We start from the raw sequence: 17,712 nt of genomic DNA, 5'->3' as shown, positions 1-17,712 counted from the left end.
TGTCGGCGCAATCTTACATTTAAGTGCAGTGCGACAGTGGGATCCTCATTCAGCGAGGCCACCAGGGTTGCCAGATCATCCTGCGTCGTCTCCGCCGGGAGCGTGTGCTGGATGGAGTTGAAGCCGCATTCGCTAGCCATGCGGCCCTTGGCACCGACATAGGTGCGGCTGGCCGGATCGTCGCCGACGATCACAACCGCAAGTCCGGTTTTCACACCGGACTCGTTTTCAAGTCCTGCCGCCGCAGTCTTCACAGCCTCCATGACCGAGGCCGCTGCCTTCTTTCCGTCGATCACTGTTGCAAGCCCCACGTCTCACCCCATGCGCTCAGAGGCGTAAGAGCCTGGGCTTGCCGGGAAGACGACGGTGCGGTTGCCGTTGAGGAAAGTGCGATGGTGGATGTGGGCGTGAACGGCGCGCGCCAGCACCTGGCTCTCCACATCGCGGCCGATCGATACGTAATCCTCTGCGCTTTGCGCATGCGTGATGCGGGCAATGTCCTGTTCGATGATCGGACCCTCGTCCAGATCGGCGTTGACGTAATGCGCCGTCGCGCCAATCAGTTTGACGCCGCGCAGATAGGCTTGCTTGTAGGGGTTCGCGCCCTTGAAGCTCGGCAGGAAGGAATGGTGGATGTTGATGATCCTACCGTACATCTTCTGACACATCTCATCGGAGAGAATTTGCATGTAGCGAGCGAGAACGATCAGTTCGGCACCAGTTTGGTCAACAACCGACATGATCTGCGCTTCAGCCTGGGGCTTATTCTCTTTCGTCACCATGATGTGATGGAATGGGATGTCGTGATTGACGACGACCTTCTGATACTCAAAATGATTGGAAACCACGCCGACGATGTCGATGGGGAGCGCGCCGATCTTCCAGCGGTAAAGTAGGTCGTTCAGACAATGGCCGAACCGTGAGACCATCAGGAGTACCTTCATTCGGCTCGCGCTATCACGAATTTCCGCTTCCATTCCGAATTTCGCGGCGATCGGTGCAAAACCTTCCCTTAGCGCCGTGAGCTTGACGCCTTCTTCGGAAATGAACGAGACGCGGGTGAAGAACTTGCCCGTATCAAGGTCGTCAAACTGCGAGCTGTCGACGATGTTGCAGCCGCTGTCTGCCAGAAAGGTTGAGATTGCTGCGACTATCCCGCGTGTGGAATTGCATTTTACCGTCAAAATCAAGTTATTAGGCACAGGAAATTCTCATTAATTGGCAAGTCAACCGTGCTGCAGCGCTTGCGCCTCTAGACTGAAATTACCGATACTCGGCGCACATCCTTGTGAGATCGTCCCAAAGGCTCTCTGCGAAGCCCCTGAGCACGATTAACTCGAAGGAGTCGGTGTCGATGCGAGTGATGTGAGCGGCGATGTGGCCGATCAGGGTTGTTGCCGATCGGCCGACGGGAAACGCGTCGGCGGAAAGGTCGAGGGCCGTACCCTTCGATAGCACGCGTCTTGCTTGTGCGCCGTCGATGCGGATGCGGACCCGGCCGGCGCTCTGGTCGACACCCGTCGCGCGCGGTTCGAGCGTGTCGAATAAGGTCTTCATATCGTCTCGCATCATCGGCTCGTGGCCAACGATAAACCACTGTCCGGGTGAAACGGTGCGGACGCCACCTTTGCGAAGGCCGCTCAGGAAGGATGTTAGGTCCTGTTCTCCGGGCGGGGCGAGCACTTGGACAATCGCGCCTTCAGGCAGCGCCGAGAGTTTTACCTCCGCGGAAGTGATCGCGGTCTTGGCGCCGAGCGCAGGGCGAAGAGTCGGGCGGAAATCAGACATGGAGCCTCTCGTTCTGCGGATCGACAAAAACCGGATTGCATAGTCGCGCTGCGGTGAATTCGCCGCACAGGCCGTTCCACGCCACCACTTCCTCGCCATGCCGTTCCGGCCCGCGCTTGACGAGCGCAAGGCCGATGGTGGAGCCGACATGGGGTGAATAGGCACTCGAGGTCACATAGCCTTGGTCGTTCTCTAGCGCTGCGGGGGCATCCTTGGCGAGGATATGCGAGCCGGTGCGGAATGATGTGTTCGGGTCGAGCGGCACAACGCCGACCAAGCTTGGCCGGTCTAGGGCCGTCAGGCCTTCGCGATTCAGCATCGCCTTGCCGATGAAATCCGGCTTTGTGGCCGAGACCATCTTGGCGAAGCCGAGATCGGCGGGAATCACCGTGCCGTTGATCTCGCTATGGGTGACGTGGCCTTTTTCGATGCGCAAAACGCTCAGCGCCTCGACGCCATAGGGCTGGATGCCATGCAGCTTGCCGGCCTCCATTATCGCATCGGCGACGCTTTCGCCATAACCCGCCGGCACTGCCAATTCATAGGCCAGTTCGCCGGAAAAGGAGATGCGGAACAGCCGGCCACGGATCTGCCCGCCGAACAGCGACACTTCCTTAGCCGCCAGGAACGGGAAGGCGGCGTCGGAAATATCCTCGTCGACGATCGCCTGCAGGATTGCCCGCGACTTCGGCCCTACCACAGACATCTGCGCCCATTGATCGGTGACGGAGGCGAGGCGGACATCGAGACCCGGCCATAACGCCTGGGCACAGAATTCCAGATGCGTCATGACGCCGGCGGCATAGGCCGTGGTGGTGGTCATGAAGAAGCGATTGTCCTCGAGTCGGCTGGTGGTGCCGTCGTCATAGATGAAGCCGTCTTCGCGTAGCATCAGGCCATAACGGGCCTTGCCGACTGGCAGCTTCAGGAAGGCATTCGAATAGACGCGATTGAGGAATTCGGCGGCATCCTTGCCGCAGACCTCGATCTTGCCGAGCATAGAAACGTCGCAGAGGCCGGCATTGGCGCGGACGTTCAGTACTTCTCGGTCGACGCTTTCGCGCCAGCTGGTCTCGCCGTTCCGCGGGAACCAGGACGAACGATACCAGAGGCCGGTCTCGATGAAGACGGCACTGCGCTTCTTCGCCCAATCATGCAGCGGCGATTTGCGCACCGGCTGGAGGTGATGGCCGGAATGCGCACCTGTCAGCGCGCCGAATGACACAGGGGTGTAGAAGGGCCGGAAAGTCGTGGTGCCGATTTTGGCCGGAGAAATGCCGCGTGCTTCGGCCAAGAGGCCGATGGCATTGACGTTCGACAGCTTGCCCTGGTCTGTCGCCATACCATTGGTGGTGTAGCGCTTGGCGAGCTCGACATGTCCATAGCCCTCCTGCACGGCAAGACCCAGATCCTTGCGGTGTACGTCGTTCTGGTAATCGACGAAGGCCTTGTCCTTGACGCCGGGAATATTCCAGATCGGCTTTGCCGGAGGCGCTACGATATCACCCTCGACCGTGGCGAATGTGGCGACGCTCGCCGCAAACCCAAGCGCCTCGACGAAGGCCGCGCCGCGCGCCGCACCGTCTGCAAGGCAGGCGGCGATGCCGGAGTTGGTGTTGACGGCGCCTGCCAGTTCAAAGCCGTTGAGGCCAGTCGGCGCGAGGAAGCCGGCCTGTTCATCCGACCAGACGGGCTTGGCCCCGCGATGGCAGGCAAGGTGGATGATCGGGCTGAAGCCGCCGGACATGGCGAGTGCGTCCGCCTTGAGCATTTCGACGCTACCGTTCTTCCACACGCTGATAGAGGACAGCGTCTTTCCGCCATGGGCATCGGAGACATAGGCGCCCTTGATGACGCGCGCCCGACCTGAATAGCGGAAGGTCGCATCCGGTCTGCTGTCGATCACGACGACGAGGTTGACGCCCGCCGACTCCAAATCGCGGGCCAGGGCATAGCCGCTGTCATTGGTGGTGAAGATGGCCACCTGCTTGCCGGGGGCAACGCCGTAGCGGTTCAGATAGGTCCGCATCGCAGTCGCCATCATGACACCGGGGATGTCATTGCCGCCGAAAACCAGCGGGCGTTCTTCCGCGCCGCTGGCGAGGATCGCTCGTTTGGAGACTATGCGCCACAGGCGTTCCACGGGCACCGCAGGCAGTGGATCGCGGACATGCTTCTGCACCCGCTCGACGGCGCCGAAGACATTCCCGTCATACCAGCCGAAGGCCGTGGTGCGGGTGAGGATCTGTACGTTGGAGAGCGATGACAGCTCGGCAACAGTCTCCGCAACGAATTGCGAAGCCGAAGCACCGCCGATCGTTGCTGTTTCCGAAAGCAGCGAACCACCGGCAGCCGCATGTTCGTCCACCAGGATGACCCGGGCACCGGAGCGTCCGGCGCTCAACGCAGCCGCGAGCCCGGCTGGCCCGGAACCGATGACCAACAGGTCGCAATGCGCCCAGCACTTTTCATAGGAGTCCGGATCGGTTTCGTAGCTCGCTTTGCCGAGGCCGGCCGCCTTCCGGATGAAGGGTTCGTAAATCTTTTCCCAGAAGGAAGCGGGCCACATGAAGGTCTTGTAGTAGAAACCGGCACCGAGGAAGGGCGAGAACAAACTGTTAAGAGCGCCAATATCGAACTCCAGCGATGGCCAGCGGCTCTGGCTCTGCGCCTCCAACCCTTGATAGAGTTCCTGCATCGTGGCGCGCGTATTGGCCTCGGCACGACGCCCCTGGCCGAGCGTCATCAGCGCGTTCGGCTCTGCAGCACCGGCGGTGAGTATGCCGCGTGGGCGGTGGTATTTGAAGCTGCGCCCGACTAGCTGCTGGCCGTTGGCAAGCAGCGCTGAAGCCAGGCTGTCGCCTTCGAGGCCCAGCATGCGCTTCCCGTCGAAGGAGAAGGAAAGAGGCGTCTGCCGATCGATCAGGCCGCCGGTTGCCAAGCGACAGGATGTCATGTGCAGGCGTCCGTCGGTCCGCCAAGCGCCGCATCGCGGCTTGCTTCGATCTCATGAGTAGCAGTGTCGCGGACAACTACCAGCCAGCGGCGGCAGCCCGATGTATGGTGCCAGTATTCCTCATAGCGCCCGCGCGGATTGTCGCGCAGATAGACATAGTTCATCCAGCTTTTCTTATCGGCATCCGGCGCGGGGCGGGCCAGCGCCGCGCCCTTGACGGTGAACTCTTCTTTGGATCGTGTGCCGCAATGCGGGCAGGGGACGAGACTTGCCATGTTCGGCTATTCCTTGTGCGATATTCAGTGAACGTTGGGCTGCGCACCCTGGCCATTTTCGTCGATCAGGTAACCGCGCTCGAACCGGTCGAGGCGCATCTGTCTTGTCGTGTCGTGCGATATGCCCTTGGCCAGCAGATGGGCAAAGCAGAAGCCGGAGGCAGGCGTAGCTTTGAAGCCGCCGTAACACCAGCCTGCATTGAGATAGAGATTGTCGAGGTGGGTACGGTCGATGATTGGCGAACCGTCCATCGACATATCCATGATGCCGCCCCAGGAGCGTAGCATCCGGACGCGCGAAAGCGACGGGATCAACGCCTTACCTTCTTCCGCCACATGTTCGAGGGTCGCCAGGTTGCCGCGTTGCGCATAGGAATTGTAGCCGTCGAGATCGCCGCCGAACACTAGTCCGCCTTTGTCGGACTGCGAGATATAGAAGTGCCCCGCACCGAATGTTACCACGCAGTCGATGAAGGGTTTCAGCCCCTCCGAAACGAAGGCTTGCAGCACATGGCTTTCGATCGGCAGCTTCAGCCCAGCCATTTCAGCTACCCGAGAGGAATTACCGGCGGCCGCAAGGCCGAGTTTTCCGCAGCCGATGAAACCCCTCGTGGTCTCGACCCCAGTGACGATGCCATTCTCGCGACGAATGCCGGTCACTTCGCAATTCTGGATGATGTCAACACCGCGCATGTCTGCGCCGCGAGCATAACCCCAGGCCACTGCATCGTGGCGCACTGTGCCGCCGCGCTTTTGTAGAAGCCCGCCGTAGATCGGGAAACGCGCATTATCAAAGTCGAGGAAAGGCAGCCTCTTGCGGACAGCTTGCCGGTCCAGCAGGTCCGCATCGACACCGTGCAGCCGCATGGCATTGCCGCGCCGGATATAGGCATCGCGCTGGCCGTCGGAATGGAAAAGGTTAAGCACGCCGCGTTGCGAGACCATGGCGTTGAAGTTGAAATCCTGCTCCAACCCTTCCCACAGCTTCATGGAAAGTTCGTAGAACGGATTGTTGCCCGGCAGCAGGTAGTTGGAGCGGATGATTGTGGTGTTTCGCCCCACATTGCCGGAGCCGATATAACTCTTCTCCAGCACTGCGACATTGATTATGCCAAATTCCTTGGCGAGGTAATAGGCTGTCGCCAGCCCGTGGCCGCCTCCGCCCACGATGATCACGTCGTAACGCGGCTTTGGCTCAGGGTGCCGCCAAGCGGGCTTCCATGCCTTGTTGCTGCGAAGTCCATTGAAAAATATTGAAAGAGCTGAATAGCGCATAGGATGGTTCCACGTCGTTTCAACTTGTATATCCGACCAACAGGATTATTGTTTTCTTCAGAGAGCCAAAAAACGACATGAGAGAGCCATGAGCGATCAGACGAACCGACTTACGCAGTCAATTGCGTTTCTATTGTTGCCTGGCTTCTCGTTGATGTCATATGCGTCCGCTGCCGAACCGCTTCGGGCAGCAAACCTGCTCGCGGGCCAAGCCCTTTATGATGTGCGACCAATCTCCATGGGCGGAACAGCTGTGACCAGTTCGTCAGGCGCCGTCATACCTTGTCACCGGCTGGATCACTCTGTCCTGAACACGATCTTCGTGTGCGTAGGCGGGAATCCTGTGATCCATAGCTCGCCAGCGCTTTTTGGGGCTCTGCGCCAGCTATCTCGCAACGGTGCTCGCATTGGGGGGATTTCAGGCGGACCCTACCTTTTGGCCGCTGCCGGCTTGCTTGACGGGCGAGACTTTACAGTTCACTGGGAACATGCGGCGGCGATTATGGAAGCGTTTCCTCACCTCAATCCACGCCAGGCCAGATTCGTGCTAGACGGAAATCGCATTACCTGCGGAGGAGGGGTTGCGCCTCTGGATATGATGCATGCCCTCATCTCAGAGCGGATGGGTGCGGATTTCGCCCGACGCGTTAGTGATTGGTACCTCCATACAGCAGTTGCAGAACCGGCCGCGCCGCAACGGGCCTCCGCAGCTGAGCGCTTCGGCGTCAACCACGCAGTCCTGCTAAATGTTCTGGAAAAGATGGAGGCTACCATAGAGCGGCCATTTGACCGCTCTCAGATGGCAATTTATGCAGGCGTTAGCAAACGTCATCTTGACCGACTTTTCTCCGGGCATCTGAGCGCTAGCTATTCCGAAACGTATCGAAAATTTCGCCTTAAGCATGCACGCCGCCTATTACAGCAAAGCCCACTTTCTATATCCGAAATCGCGTTTGCTACGGGCTTCTCAAGTGCGGCTCACCTTTCCAGTTGCTATTCGAAGTTATTTGGCCGAAGCCCGAAAAGAGACCGAATCTGACAGGACTTCGGCAATGAGCTAGGACGCGGGTCGATACGATGTATTTTGATTTTGCGCTCCGCCTGCTGACTGATGGAAACGGTTATGAATCCTTCTGCAAGCGGCTTTCTCGACGGATGGATGAGTGGTTCCTACGATCGATGCCTCGGCCATCCGTTAGTTCGCAAACAGACAGTCTTTGAGTTCCGAAACGATGCTCGTCACGAAGGTGTTTGTCATCATCTCTAAGGCAAGGGTGAACGAAATAGCAACGTTCATCTCGTAAGAGCTCGTACTGAGAATAGGCAAACCTATACCGCCCTCTCCAGGATGGTAATAGCCCATGTTTATCGCATAGCCCCGCCGTTGGGCGTCTCGAACTTGAGCGAGGACGACGGCGGCGTCGACGTGTTGAACCGAGGGATGCGTGATGTAGCGCTCAGCGTTCGCTTCAATAAGCTGCTTATAGTCGGCGGAAGGAAGCATCGACAGAAGCGCTACGCTACCCGCCGCAACCCCCATGGGGACACGACCACCTAAACCGAGCCAAAGTTGCTGTTGCGGGGAACGGCTCACCATTTCTGCGCAGACTGCATCAACGCCAGCTTGGACCATCATATAGACTGTATAGCCCGTACGCCTTGCGAACTCTGTCATTCCAGGACGATGTCGTGCGATCACTGGCTCCAATCGGGCCTGCCGACGCGCAAGCATAGTTATCGCTGGGCCAAGTCGGTAATGTCCATGGCGACCTGTTGGCTCAGCAAAGCCCTTTTGAAGCAGGGATGCGAGACTGCGATGAACCGCAGGTTTTGCTTCACCTACCCTGATTGCGATCTCGCCTAGCGGCAGCCCATCGGCGTCTGCTTCCCCCAAAGCCAAAAGAATATCAAGAGCTCGGGCGGCGTTTGATGACGAATTTGAAGGCACTCTGCCACCTCCCATTTTCTAATAATCAGAAGAGATAGGCTTTAATCGTTTCAATGACAAGGACTGAATTGACGCAGTGCCCACTTAGCCGCTTGCTAGGAGCATGCGAAATCCCCTGGCAAAAAGGACAAAGGCGAGCTGCCCCCCGGAGGTGGGCCCACGTGACATCACAAAAAGCGGTCTCGTGCGAGTTCATGAACAACCACCTTTTGACCTGAGGGACGATCAGACATTGATGCAATCAACCACCTCGCTCAGTGCGTAAGCGATTTCCCGGCTAAGGAAGTATTCTTGCCGCCGGGGAGGAGACAAAGGAGTAGTGCCTAATGAAGATCAAACGCATATCAGTTTTTAAGATCGTGAGGACTTTTCCACAGAGCTACAGCCTATCGCGCGATAGGACATGGACATCTGCCGAAAACACCATCGTATCAATCGAGACTGATGCAGCTATCGTCGGATGGGGCGAAGTCGGGACGCTGGGGGCGAATTATCTGCCGGCTTTCGACAAGGGGGTGAGAGCGGGCATTGACGAGTTAGCTCCTCATCTCATTGGAGAAAATCCGCTCCAAATCGATCGAATCAACTATTTGATGGATCATGCTTTGTACGGTCATCCATACGCGAAATCGGCGATTGACGTCGCTTGTTGGGACATCCTCGGCAAAGCAACGGGAATGCCGCTTTGCGATCTTCTCGGCGGAAGATTTGACGGTGGATTAGATCTTATGGCCGACCCTGGCGCAGGGTCGATTGAAGAGATGTTGGCAGCGACCGCGAGCTTCCGTGAGAAAGGCTACCGGCGTTTGTCAGTGAAGTTGGGCGGTGATGTCGCGGAAGATGTGTCGAGGATACGGGCAATTATGGAACATGCCCAACCCCATGAGGACTACTACTTCGACTGCAATCGCGGTTGGACGCGGGATCAGGCCCTGCGAGTGATGCGACAAATTCGGGATCTGGACGTCTATATAGAGCAGCCGTGTGCTTCTTACGAAGACTGCCTCGCGGTGAGACGTCGCACTGATCATCCCATGATCCTCGACGAAATTGTCGACTCACCCGAGATGGTGATGCGGATTATCGCCGATAGTGCAGCCGACTTGATGAATATCAAAATTTCGAGAGTTGGTGGCCTGACAAAGGCCCGCCGCGCCCGTGATATGTGTGCGACGGCAGGAATTCCGATGACTATTCAAGACATAGGCGGAAGTGGACTAGTGCAGGCGGCTATTTTCCATCTCGCGCAGTCCACCCCGAAGGAGTTCCGCCATTCTGTTTACGACCCGCTGACTTGGAGCGACCCATTAACGGATGCACCCATTCGAGTCCAGGGGGGCGGAGCAGCAGTGGAAGTCTCCGATCGGCCTGGGCTTGGTCAAGAGCCCTTACCGGGTAGCCTCGGCGAACCGGTAGCTGTGTACGGCGACACGAACTGATAGAGTAGGTTATCATGCATCGCCACCTGGCAGCGCTGCCGGGTGGGGCTGTTGAAGAAGCCTTTTTCTGCGGTTGACTCGCATCGGGGAGGCTCTGATCTCAGAACTGGCGGTGTCTCAGAGCTCGTTGACGGGCTCCAGGGGGAGGTGAGCATTCATCACCAAACCCAGAAAATGGGCAAGCAAAGCGGCCGCCAGTCGCTTCAGGTTGACCGCCGCCGCGGTGAGATAGGCCTGAATTTTCATGTTGCCGAGACCGCGCCGTGCCGCCCGGGCGAGGCCGTGCCAATTCTTGGCCTCGCCCGGGCGGTACGGGACTTCGGATCGGCTCAGCCTTGGCCCGGGATCAAAGCTTCGATGGCGCGAGACTCGAAAGCTACGTAAACCTTTGCATAGGAATAGCCGGCATCGGCAGATCTCGCCCGTGGTCACGGCGACATCCAGAACCACGCCGCGCAGATCATCAACGACGGCATGTTGCTTGTAGGCAGGCTCCAGCCGGCGATTGCGGCCATTGGTGGTCATGCTGAGATCCGGGTCGCTTCTCAATCGGCGCCGAACTTCTTGGCCCCTGATCGGCCTCCAATATTGGGTCAGACTCAATCTCGCTGCATGTGGAGGGTGATGCGCGCAATTTTCGAGAGGGAATCAGCGCGATGGAAGAGAGATTTGGGTCGACGAGACTGGCGCCGACGGCGGTTGCTCGTCGAGCATGCCGAAATCAACACGGATTGTGTATTTCTTGACGTGGGCGCTACGGCGCTTTCGGAAACGTGTCCGTGCTGCGGGACAAGTTCGCGCCGGCGATACATGTGAAAAGCCGCCGATTTGCCCATCGCTGGCCGGCGTGTGGTCTTTCGGGTGACGGTTCGCCGTTTCTGGTGCGACGCCGGTCTTTGCCGCCGCCGCATTTTTGCCGAACGGTTTGGCGCCGATGTTTTAGCCCCGTTATCGCGGAGAACCGGACGCCTTGAGACCATCGTTCATCACTTGGGGCTGGCGCTGGGCGGCAGGCCTGCCGCAGCCTTTGCCGATCGCCTGATGATGCCGGTGAGCAACGATACCCTGTTGCGTGTCGTGCGCCAGCGGACTGAACAGCCGCGCGATAAGCTCGTCATCATCGGCATCGACGACTTCGCCTTCCGGCGCGGCCAACGATACGGGACGATTGTATGCGATCTTGAGCGCCGCAGGCCAGTGACATTGCTGCCAGATCGTGAACAGGCGACATCGCAGGCTTGGCTGGCGAACCATCCTCCCATTGTGACTGTCGCTCGCGATCGGGGCGGCGGATATGGCTAGGCGATCGCTAAGGCCTTGCCTCATGCCGATCAGGTGGCCGACCGCTGGCATCTGATGGAAAACGCCAGCCGCGCTTTCCTTGATGCAATTAGCAAGGCCATGCGGTTTATCCGAAAGACCGTCGCCAGCACCATCATCGAATCCAAAGCTTCTTACCTATGCCGAGCGACTGCAATATGAAGGATATCTGCGTCGCCAGGAGACCGTACTCCCTTGGAAGGGTGTAGCTCGGCGGTGATGAACCTGCGCACGCTCGTGGCGAAGACCTCCGATCGCCGATCTCTTGCGCGAAATGATCGGCTTTGCCGCCGAGCGTCACCCGCTCGAGGTTCGGCGGCAAGGCGGCCCGGCTCTGTGTCCGGACCTTTGCCCGTCGCTCAACCCGCCCCCCAGGGCAAGACCGACCGCCTGAGCGAACTTCGGGTTGGATAAAAGTTGGGGGCAACGTCACTGGGGTCGATGGGATGACAGTGCGAAGACGAAGAGAGGCTGGAGGATAACTTCCGCGATTTCTGCGAACTGGTCCACACCGGACGTTACCGGCCGCAGCCGGTGTGACGGGTCGATATTCCCAAAGCCGATAGCGGCAAGCTGCCACTCGGGGTGCCGGCGCTGGAAGACAAGATCGTCTAAGGCGCGGTGGCCGAGGTGCTGAGCGCTCTCTAGGAGGCCGACTTCTTCGGGTTCTCCCACGGCTTCCGGCCGGGCGGAACCCCCACATGGCGCTTGATGCCAAAAGGATATCAAGGCCGGCTACTTTTGATGACGAATTTGAATGCACTCAGCTATCTCCGTATTTTCTTATAATTAGAATTTGTATGCATTTTCATTCCAATAACAAGAACATAATTGACGCGGCGTAAACTTTGCAGCTTACTGCGAAACAAGCAGCAAAAAGAATAAAGGCGGCGAGTTGCCGGTCGGAAGCGCCCGAGTAGCGCCAAAAAAGTGGTCTCTCATGCCACTTCATAAGCCCAGCTTCTTGATTTGAGGGAAGATTAGACATGCATGCAATCAACGAACTCGCTGAGTTCGTAAGCAGTTTCCCGGCTGAGAAGGTTCTTGCGGACGGACAAGAGACGATCTCTGTACTGATTTTGGACCTTCTGGGCGCCGCGGCAGCTGGTATCGATTCACCGCTGGCTAAATCCGCCAGAACGGCTGCGCTCGAATCGTATGGTGAAGGCGAGATCGATATCTGGCTAACGGGTATGCGAACCAGCGTGGTCGGTGCTGCGATGTCAAACAGCGCGGCGGCGAGCGCCCTCGACATCGATGACGGCCACCGGGGAGCAGGTGGCCATCCTGGAGCCGGGATCATCCCCACAGCCTTGGCTGTCGCGCAGGCGGTAGGTGCTTCCGGACCTGAGGTCATGGGCGCAATCGCATTGGGTTACGAAATTGGGCTTCGGGTTGCTAGTTGCCGTCCCGTGCAAACGATAGAAATGTACTCGAGCGGGCGATGGGTAAATTTTGGGGCTGCTGCTGCGGCTTCGCGACTACTCGGCTTGAACGCCGATCAAACAGCCCACGCTCTTGCAATCGCCGGCTGTGAAGGGCCGATTGTCTTTCTCAACGCCGCTTCAAAGTTTGACGGCAGCAGTATCAAGGAAGGCATTCCGCCCGCCGTAGTAGCGGGGATAACAGCCGCTTACCGAGCACAGGCTGGTGCAAAAGGGCCAATTGAGCTTCTAGACGATGCCGACCGGTTTACTCGGAACTCGCTAACAGGAAATCTGGGTTCTTCTTGGGAAGTACAGCAGTGCTATCTCAAGCCTTACGCTTGCTGCCGCTACATACATGGTGCAATTGACGCGATCCTTTCTATGCGGAAAGCGGGTCAACCAATCCTTAAGCTGCGCATCGAAACATTTCCGCATGCGATGCGACTAGCGAACGAGCGTGCGCCTAGCACGTTTGAGGGCGGCCAGTACAGTTTCTATTTCAATTGCGCGATTGCCGCGCTGCATGGACGCGCTGCTTTGCAGCCGGTTCAGCCAGAGCATTTTCGGGATCCGGAGATCCTCGAATTGGCAGCTCGCATTGAGCTGGAGCCATCTCCCGAATTTACTAACGCATTCCCGGCTCTAACCCCGGCACGTGTAATATTGGATCAAGGTGATGGCCCCGAAGAGATGGTTGTCCTGTATCCGCTCGGTGACGTAGCCAATCCGCTCTCAAGCCACCAGATCGTGGAAAAATTCAAGAATATCGCTCGAGGCTCCGTTACTGCCCAGTGGCAGGATGACATTGTGACAGCCGTCGCTAGTCTTCATAACGCCGGATCCTCTGCCCTATTCGCGTCGCTGACGCCGCCTGAGACGAGACACTCCGAGCCGGTACGGCGTATTTCAAATTGGGCACTTGCTGACGAATGATAATCGCGCAGGAAATGGTGAATCGAACTTCGACCAGATCAGGAATTTGACCGGAAGGGTCGTTATTATGCACCGCATCGAAGAATTCTTGGATATGAAGAACGAGGTAACGGAGTGGCGCCGCCACCTCCACCGACACCCGGAACTCAACTACAAACTGTACAACACTGCGAATTTCGTCACTGAAAAGCTCGCCTCGTTTGGCATCAATAATATCGAAACGGGCATAGCAGAGACTGGAATCGTAGCCTTGATCCAAGGCGAGCTCGGAGAAGGTCCTACCATTGGACTGCGAGCAGATATGGATGCTCTCCCGATATCTGAGGCATCAAACAAACCTTGGGCTTCGGAAATCCCGGGTCTTATGCATGGATGCGGCCATGATGGTCATACGGCGATGCTGCTGGGGGCCGCGAAGTACCTGACCGCCACGCGGAATTTCAAAGGGGTGGTAGCCCTTATATTTCAGCCAGCGGAAGAAGATGGCCGTGGCGCCCAGAGGATGGTCCAAGAAGGGATCATGGACCGGTTTGGTATCTCTCAAGTCTTCAGTATGCATAATTGGCCTGGTATGCCAGTAGGGCAGTTCGCGATCTGCGACGGCGCCATCTCATCGGCGCTCGACGAATTCGACATTATTGTAAAAGGAAAAGGTGGGCACGCCGCCAAGCCACACCTGACCAACGATCCCATCGTCATCGCAGCTCAAATCATCATAGGGCTGCAAACATTGGTGTCCCGCAAGACTGACTCGCAGGAGTCGCTAGTGATTTCGGTCACCAAGCTCAATGCCGGGACAGCGTACAACGTCATTCCGGAGTCCGTGCAGATTTCAGGAACCGTTCGCACCCTCAAATCAGGTTTGCGCGACTTTGCGGAGAAGCACATCAGGTCCTGCGCCGAAGGCATCGCGTCGGGCTTTGATGCCCACGTTGAGTATACGCACCGCCGGCTTGAGCCGCTCATGTTCAACCACACGAAAGGCACGACTTTCGCCATATCTGCCGCTCGAGGTCTGGTTGGGCACGATGCAGTAGATTCGAACGCAAAGCCTTCGATGGGATCTGAGGACTTTGCTTACATGCTTGAAGCACGACCGGGAGCTTACATCAGGCTTGGAAACGGCCCGACGCCGTACGTACACGATCCCGCCTATGATTTCAACGATGAAGCCTTGCCATATGGCATCGGCTACTGGGTCAACTTAACTGAAACGACTCTGAGCCCTTAGATGCAACAAATTCGAACCGGCTCAGAATGTCGGTACGACGGAGTGTAGGCAACACAGGACTAAAATTCAACCTAACAAGGGGAACTACCATGAATAGGATCAAATCGACTGTCACAGCGGCGTCTATTGCTATCGCATCCCTCGCATTTTGTACGTCAGCGTATGCCGGGGAGGTACTTCAGCGCGTCCTGGCTACAAAGACACTCAAAGCTGCAGTAGGCACTGATTGGGGGGCAATATCTTCCCTGAATGCGAACCACGAATTAGAGGGTTATGACATTGACGTAGCCAAAGGTATTGCGAAATACCTTGGTGTTAAAGCTGATTTTATAACGCCGGGTTGGGACCTAATCGTGGCGGGCAATTGGGCAGATCGCTGGGACATTGGCATGGGCCAAATGACCCCTACAACAGAACGTGCCAATAAGCTCGACTTTTCAGAAAATTACTACTATGGCACTGTGGTCGTTGCCGTTCCTACTGACAGTAATGCCAAAGAACTTTCGGATCTCAACGGCAAAATCGTTGGGGTCACTACCAATACCCTCGAAGCACAGTATCTCCATCAGACCCTCACGCCAAACTGGATTGGTGCGAGGCCGATCGAGTTCAAGTTCAAAGTCGACGAGGTCAAAGAGTACGAGTCGGCCAATGTTGCCCTCGCCGATCTGCGCTTAGGTGATGGCATCCGTCTGAACGCGGTCGTATCGGACGAAACAGGCATGGAAAGGGCGATCAAATCGGGATATCCGATCAGGGTGCTCGGCACTCTCTTCTCCGCGCCGGGTGCTATCTCAATGATGAAGGGCGACAGTGAATTTCGTGATAAGATCAATGCTGCGCTCAAAAGCATGAAGGATGACGGGACGCTCTCGAAGATTGCGATTAAATGGTACGGAACTGATACTTCCGTCGAGAAGTAGCTTCGCGAAAAGCATGGCGGCTCGGTCACCCCGAGCCGCCATGTTGGAGGACATTTCATGCTTTACCAGGACACAGTTGAATCGGAAGTGCTTGTCCACAGGCCTTGGTTTGTTGCGTCGACTTTTGCCATTGTACTCGCGGTTTTCCTCATGTTCAACCTTGCGGGCACTCCCGTTGGCGAGATCATGCGGCCAGTCATCGGCGACCCCGTACAGAGCGGCTTATATGGTCGTGTTGCAATCGCTTTTGTAATTGCAGTTATATTCTGCGTCAATATCGTGCTGATCGGATTTGCCCCGTTAAAGGCGCAGATTGGCATTGTGTGGGTCGAAATGCTGCTGCTGTGTCTCGCATTCTTCATGATATTTAACTTGAGCTTGCCATTCATCTGGGAGAATCTGCCATACTTGATCACGCAGGGCGTGGTGACCACGATCTATATTTCTGCCGTTTCCCTTGTTTGCGCATCACTCATCGCGATGATTGCTGCTATTGCCAAACTTTCAGGCAATGGCTTCGCCTATGCCATCGCGAGCTTTTACACTTCGTTCTTCCGCGGCCTGCCCCTTCTCCTACAGGTTTACTTGATTTACCTTGGGCTGCCGCAACTGGGTATTGTGATCAGTGCCGTTCCTTCAGGCATATTAGCATTGTCGCTTTGCTACGGCGCCTATATGGCGGAAGTCTTCCGCGCGGGTATCCAGAGCATCGACCGCGGCCAATGGGAAGCGTCACGATCAATCGGTCTCGGCTTCGGTCTTACCATGCGCAGGATCATCCTGCCGCAGGCGCTTCCCGTAGTCATTCCCCCGACTGGAAACATGTTCATCGGGATGTTGAAGGACAGTTCGCTCGTTTCGGTCCTCGGCGTGTGGGAGCTAACGTTCGTTTCTCGCACAATCGGCCAGCCGACCTTCCGTTACATGGAGATGCTGATAACAGCCGCAATGATTTACTGGATAATGTCTGCCTGCCTTGAGGTAGTTCAATCACGGCTCGAGCGCCACTACGGAAGGAGTAAAGTGCGATGACCGCCAGCAACATAAGTCACTTGAAAAGCCTTGATGGAGGCAATTCCTCGCAAGCTATTGGCAATGTGCTGCGCGTATCAGTTTCATCCCAGGAGTCATCCAGTCAGAGGCAGGTGCCAATGAGTGGGGACAAAATTATCGAAGCGACGAACGTCTCCAAATGGTACGGCACCTTCAGAGCACTGACTGATGTCAATCTAACCGTCCGCAAAGGCGAACGCATCGTCATCTGCGGCCCCTCGGGATCCGGAAAGTCGACGCTGATCCGCTGCTTCAACCGGCTTGAAGCGCATCAGGAGGGCGAGATCACCGTCAACGGGATCAGATTGCACAACAAAATGCGCAACGTGACTGAAGTTCGCAAGAATGTCGGAATGGTGTTCCAGCACTTCAACCTTTTCCCCCATATGACCGTGCTGATGAACTGTATGGCCGGTCCAATGTGGGTCAAGGGCGTGCCCGAAGCTGAAGCCAAGGCGACGGCGCTGAAGTTCCTGGAGCGGGTGCATATTCCCGAACAGGCGAACAAATACCCGGTTCAGCTGTCTGGCGGACAGCAGCAGCGCGTTGCGATTGCCCGCTCTCTGTGCATGGAACCTGCGGTCATGCTGTTCGACGAACCAACCTCGGCGCTCGATCCGGAAATGGTCTCCGAAGTGCTGGAAACAATGACAAGCCTAGCCAAAGACGGCATGACTATGGTCTGCGTCACTCACGAAATGGGTTTTGCCCGCGCCGTTGCCGACCGAGTTATCTTTATGGATTGGGGTCAAATCGTTGAAGAGGGCAAACCGAATGATTTCTTCACCAACCCCCAGCACGAGCGGACCAAGCTATTCCTCAGCCAGATCCTCTCGCACTAGCTAGCTAGAGCTTCGTCTAACAGCGGCCACTCTGCAACAAGACCGACCTTAAGGGCGGCTACGCAGGTCCGAACCGCGGAGCGTAAGTGCTACCGCGACGATAGATCGAGCATTTCGTAACCTTTGACAACTTTCTGAAGAGCGCCAAACGAAAACAGCTTGGCGCAAACGATATAACGATATCGAACAGCACAAGGAGAATTACTCATGCCAGCATTTACCCAACAAGAATATCGCGAACGCACGAATCGACTTCGCCAACAGATGGCGGAGCGTGGCATTGACGCACTGCTCGTCCTAAA

13 protein-coding genes and 3 pseudogenes are annotated in these 17,712 nt (G+C 56.9%); 8 read left to right on the top strand and 8 right to left on the bottom strand.

All coding sequences use genetic code 11. From position 1 onward, the window contains the following. Positions 1-32 precede the first annotated feature (32 nt). The 6 genes and pseudogenes from NKJ08_RS30325 to NKJ08_RS30300 all read right to left on the bottom strand — a co-directional run. A pseudogene (locus NKJ08_RS30325) lies at positions 33-311 on the bottom strand (tetrahydrofolate dehydrogenase/cyclohydrolase catalytic domain-containing protein); the annotation flags it as partial. A 3-nt stretch (positions 312-314) separates the two neighbouring features. Continuing rightward, on the bottom strand, positions 315-1,202 hold the full coding sequence (gene purU, locus NKJ08_RS30320; protein ID WP_352784800.1) for a formyltetrahydrofolate deformylase: 888 nt from the start codon (positions 1,200-1,202) through the stop codon (positions 315-317). 61 nt (positions 1,203-1,263) lie between these two features. Beyond that, positions 1,264-1,788, bottom strand: a complete 525-nt coding sequence (soxG, locus tag NKJ08_RS30315; RefSeq protein WP_352784797.1) for a sarcosine oxidase subunit gamma family protein — start codon at positions 1,786-1,788, stop codon at positions 1,264-1,266. Next, the gene (locus tag NKJ08_RS30310) at positions 1,781-4,744 is read right to left on the bottom strand and encodes a sarcosine oxidase subunit alpha (protein WP_352784794.1); all 2,964 of its coding nucleotides are present in this window, start codon (positions 4,742-4,744) and stop codon (positions 1,781-1,783) included. The genes soxG and NKJ08_RS30310 overlap by 8 nt, the downstream gene beginning before the upstream one ends. Next, entirely contained in the window at positions 4,741-5,019 is a 279-nt protein-coding gene (locus NKJ08_RS30305; RefSeq protein ID WP_352784792.1) for a sarcosine oxidase subunit delta, read from the bottom strand. Before NKJ08_RS30305 ends, NKJ08_RS30310 begins: the two co-directional genes overlap by 4 nt. A 24-nt stretch (positions 5,020-5,043) precedes the next feature. After that, on the bottom strand, positions 5,044-6,294 hold the full coding sequence (locus tag NKJ08_RS30300; protein ID WP_352784789.1) for a sarcosine oxidase subunit beta family protein: 1,251 nt from the start codon (positions 6,292-6,294) through the stop codon (positions 5,044-5,046). Positions 6,295-6,382: 88 nt separating this feature from the next. Between NKJ08_RS30300 and NKJ08_RS30295 the strand changes: the two genes are divergently transcribed. Next, on the top strand, positions 6,383-7,333 hold the full coding sequence (locus tag NKJ08_RS30295; RefSeq protein ID WP_352784787.1) for a GlxA family transcriptional regulator: 951 nt from the start codon (positions 6,383-6,385) through the stop codon (positions 7,331-7,333). A gap of 156 nt (positions 7,334-7,489) precedes the next feature. Here NKJ08_RS30295 and NKJ08_RS30290 read toward each other — a convergent pair whose 3' ends face one another. Further along, the gene (locus tag NKJ08_RS30290; RefSeq protein ID WP_352784784.1) at positions 7,490-8,242 is read right to left on the bottom strand and encodes an IclR family transcriptional regulator; all 753 of its coding nucleotides are present in this window, start codon (positions 8,240-8,242) and stop codon (positions 7,490-7,492) included. A 326-nt stretch (positions 8,243-8,568) separates the two neighbouring features. On the opposite strand from NKJ08_RS30290, the gene NKJ08_RS30285 reads away from it, so the two are divergent. Next, on the top strand, positions 8,569-9,681 hold the full coding sequence (locus NKJ08_RS30285) for a mandelate racemase/muconate lactonizing enzyme family protein (RefSeq protein WP_352784782.1): 1,113 nt from the start codon (positions 8,569-8,571) through the stop codon (positions 9,679-9,681). Between the two features lie 117 nt (positions 9,682-9,798). On the opposite strand, the pseudogene NKJ08_RS30280 reads toward NKJ08_RS30285, so the two are convergent. Further along, positions 9,799-10,224, bottom strand: a pseudogene (locus NKJ08_RS30280) (hypothetical protein); the annotation flags it as partial. Positions 10,225-10,337: 113 nt separating this feature from the next. Here NKJ08_RS30280 and NKJ08_RS30275 point away from each other — a divergent pair. The 6 genes and pseudogenes from NKJ08_RS30275 to NKJ08_RS30250 form a co-directional block, all read left to right on the top strand. Then, positions 10,338-11,185, top strand: a pseudogene (locus NKJ08_RS30275) (ISL3 family transposase); the annotation flags it as partial. 802 nt (positions 11,186-11,987) lie between these two features. Then, positions 11,988-13,361, top strand: coding sequence for an MmgE/PrpD family protein (locus NKJ08_RS30270; protein ID WP_352784780.1), 1,374 nt, complete (start codon positions 11,988-11,990; stop codon positions 13,359-13,361). A 67-nt stretch (positions 13,362-13,428) separates the two neighbouring features. After that, positions 13,429-14,592 (top strand): M20 aminoacylase family protein, encoded by a 1,164-nt coding sequence (locus NKJ08_RS30265; RefSeq protein WP_352784779.1) that lies wholly within the window; start codon positions 13,429-13,431, stop codon positions 14,590-14,592. Between the two features lie 89 nt (positions 14,593-14,681). Next, on the top strand, positions 14,682-15,515 hold the full coding sequence (locus tag NKJ08_RS30260) for a transporter substrate-binding domain-containing protein (protein WP_352784776.1): 834 nt from the start codon (positions 14,682-14,684) through the stop codon (positions 15,513-15,515). A 57-nt stretch (positions 15,516-15,572) separates the two neighbouring features. Then, positions 15,573-16,547: an amino acid ABC transporter permease gene (locus tag NKJ08_RS30255; protein ID WP_352784775.1), complete on the top strand. Its 975-nt coding sequence runs from the start codon at positions 15,573-15,575 to the stop codon at positions 16,545-16,547. 119 nt (positions 16,548-16,666) lie between these two features. Further along, positions 16,667-17,410, top strand: coding sequence for an amino acid ABC transporter ATP-binding protein (locus NKJ08_RS30250; protein ID WP_352784822.1), 744 nt, complete (start codon positions 16,667-16,669; stop codon positions 17,408-17,410). Positions 17,411-17,712 lie beyond the last annotated feature (302 nt).

It is taken from the genome of Mesorhizobium sp. M0244, from assembly GCF_040321795.1.
Lineage (GTDB): Bacteria > Pseudomonadota > Alphaproteobacteria > Rhizobiales > Rhizobiaceae > Mesorhizobium.
Note: the sequence above shows the minus strand (reverse complement) of the source record. Positions and strands in the feature narration are given on the sequence as shown.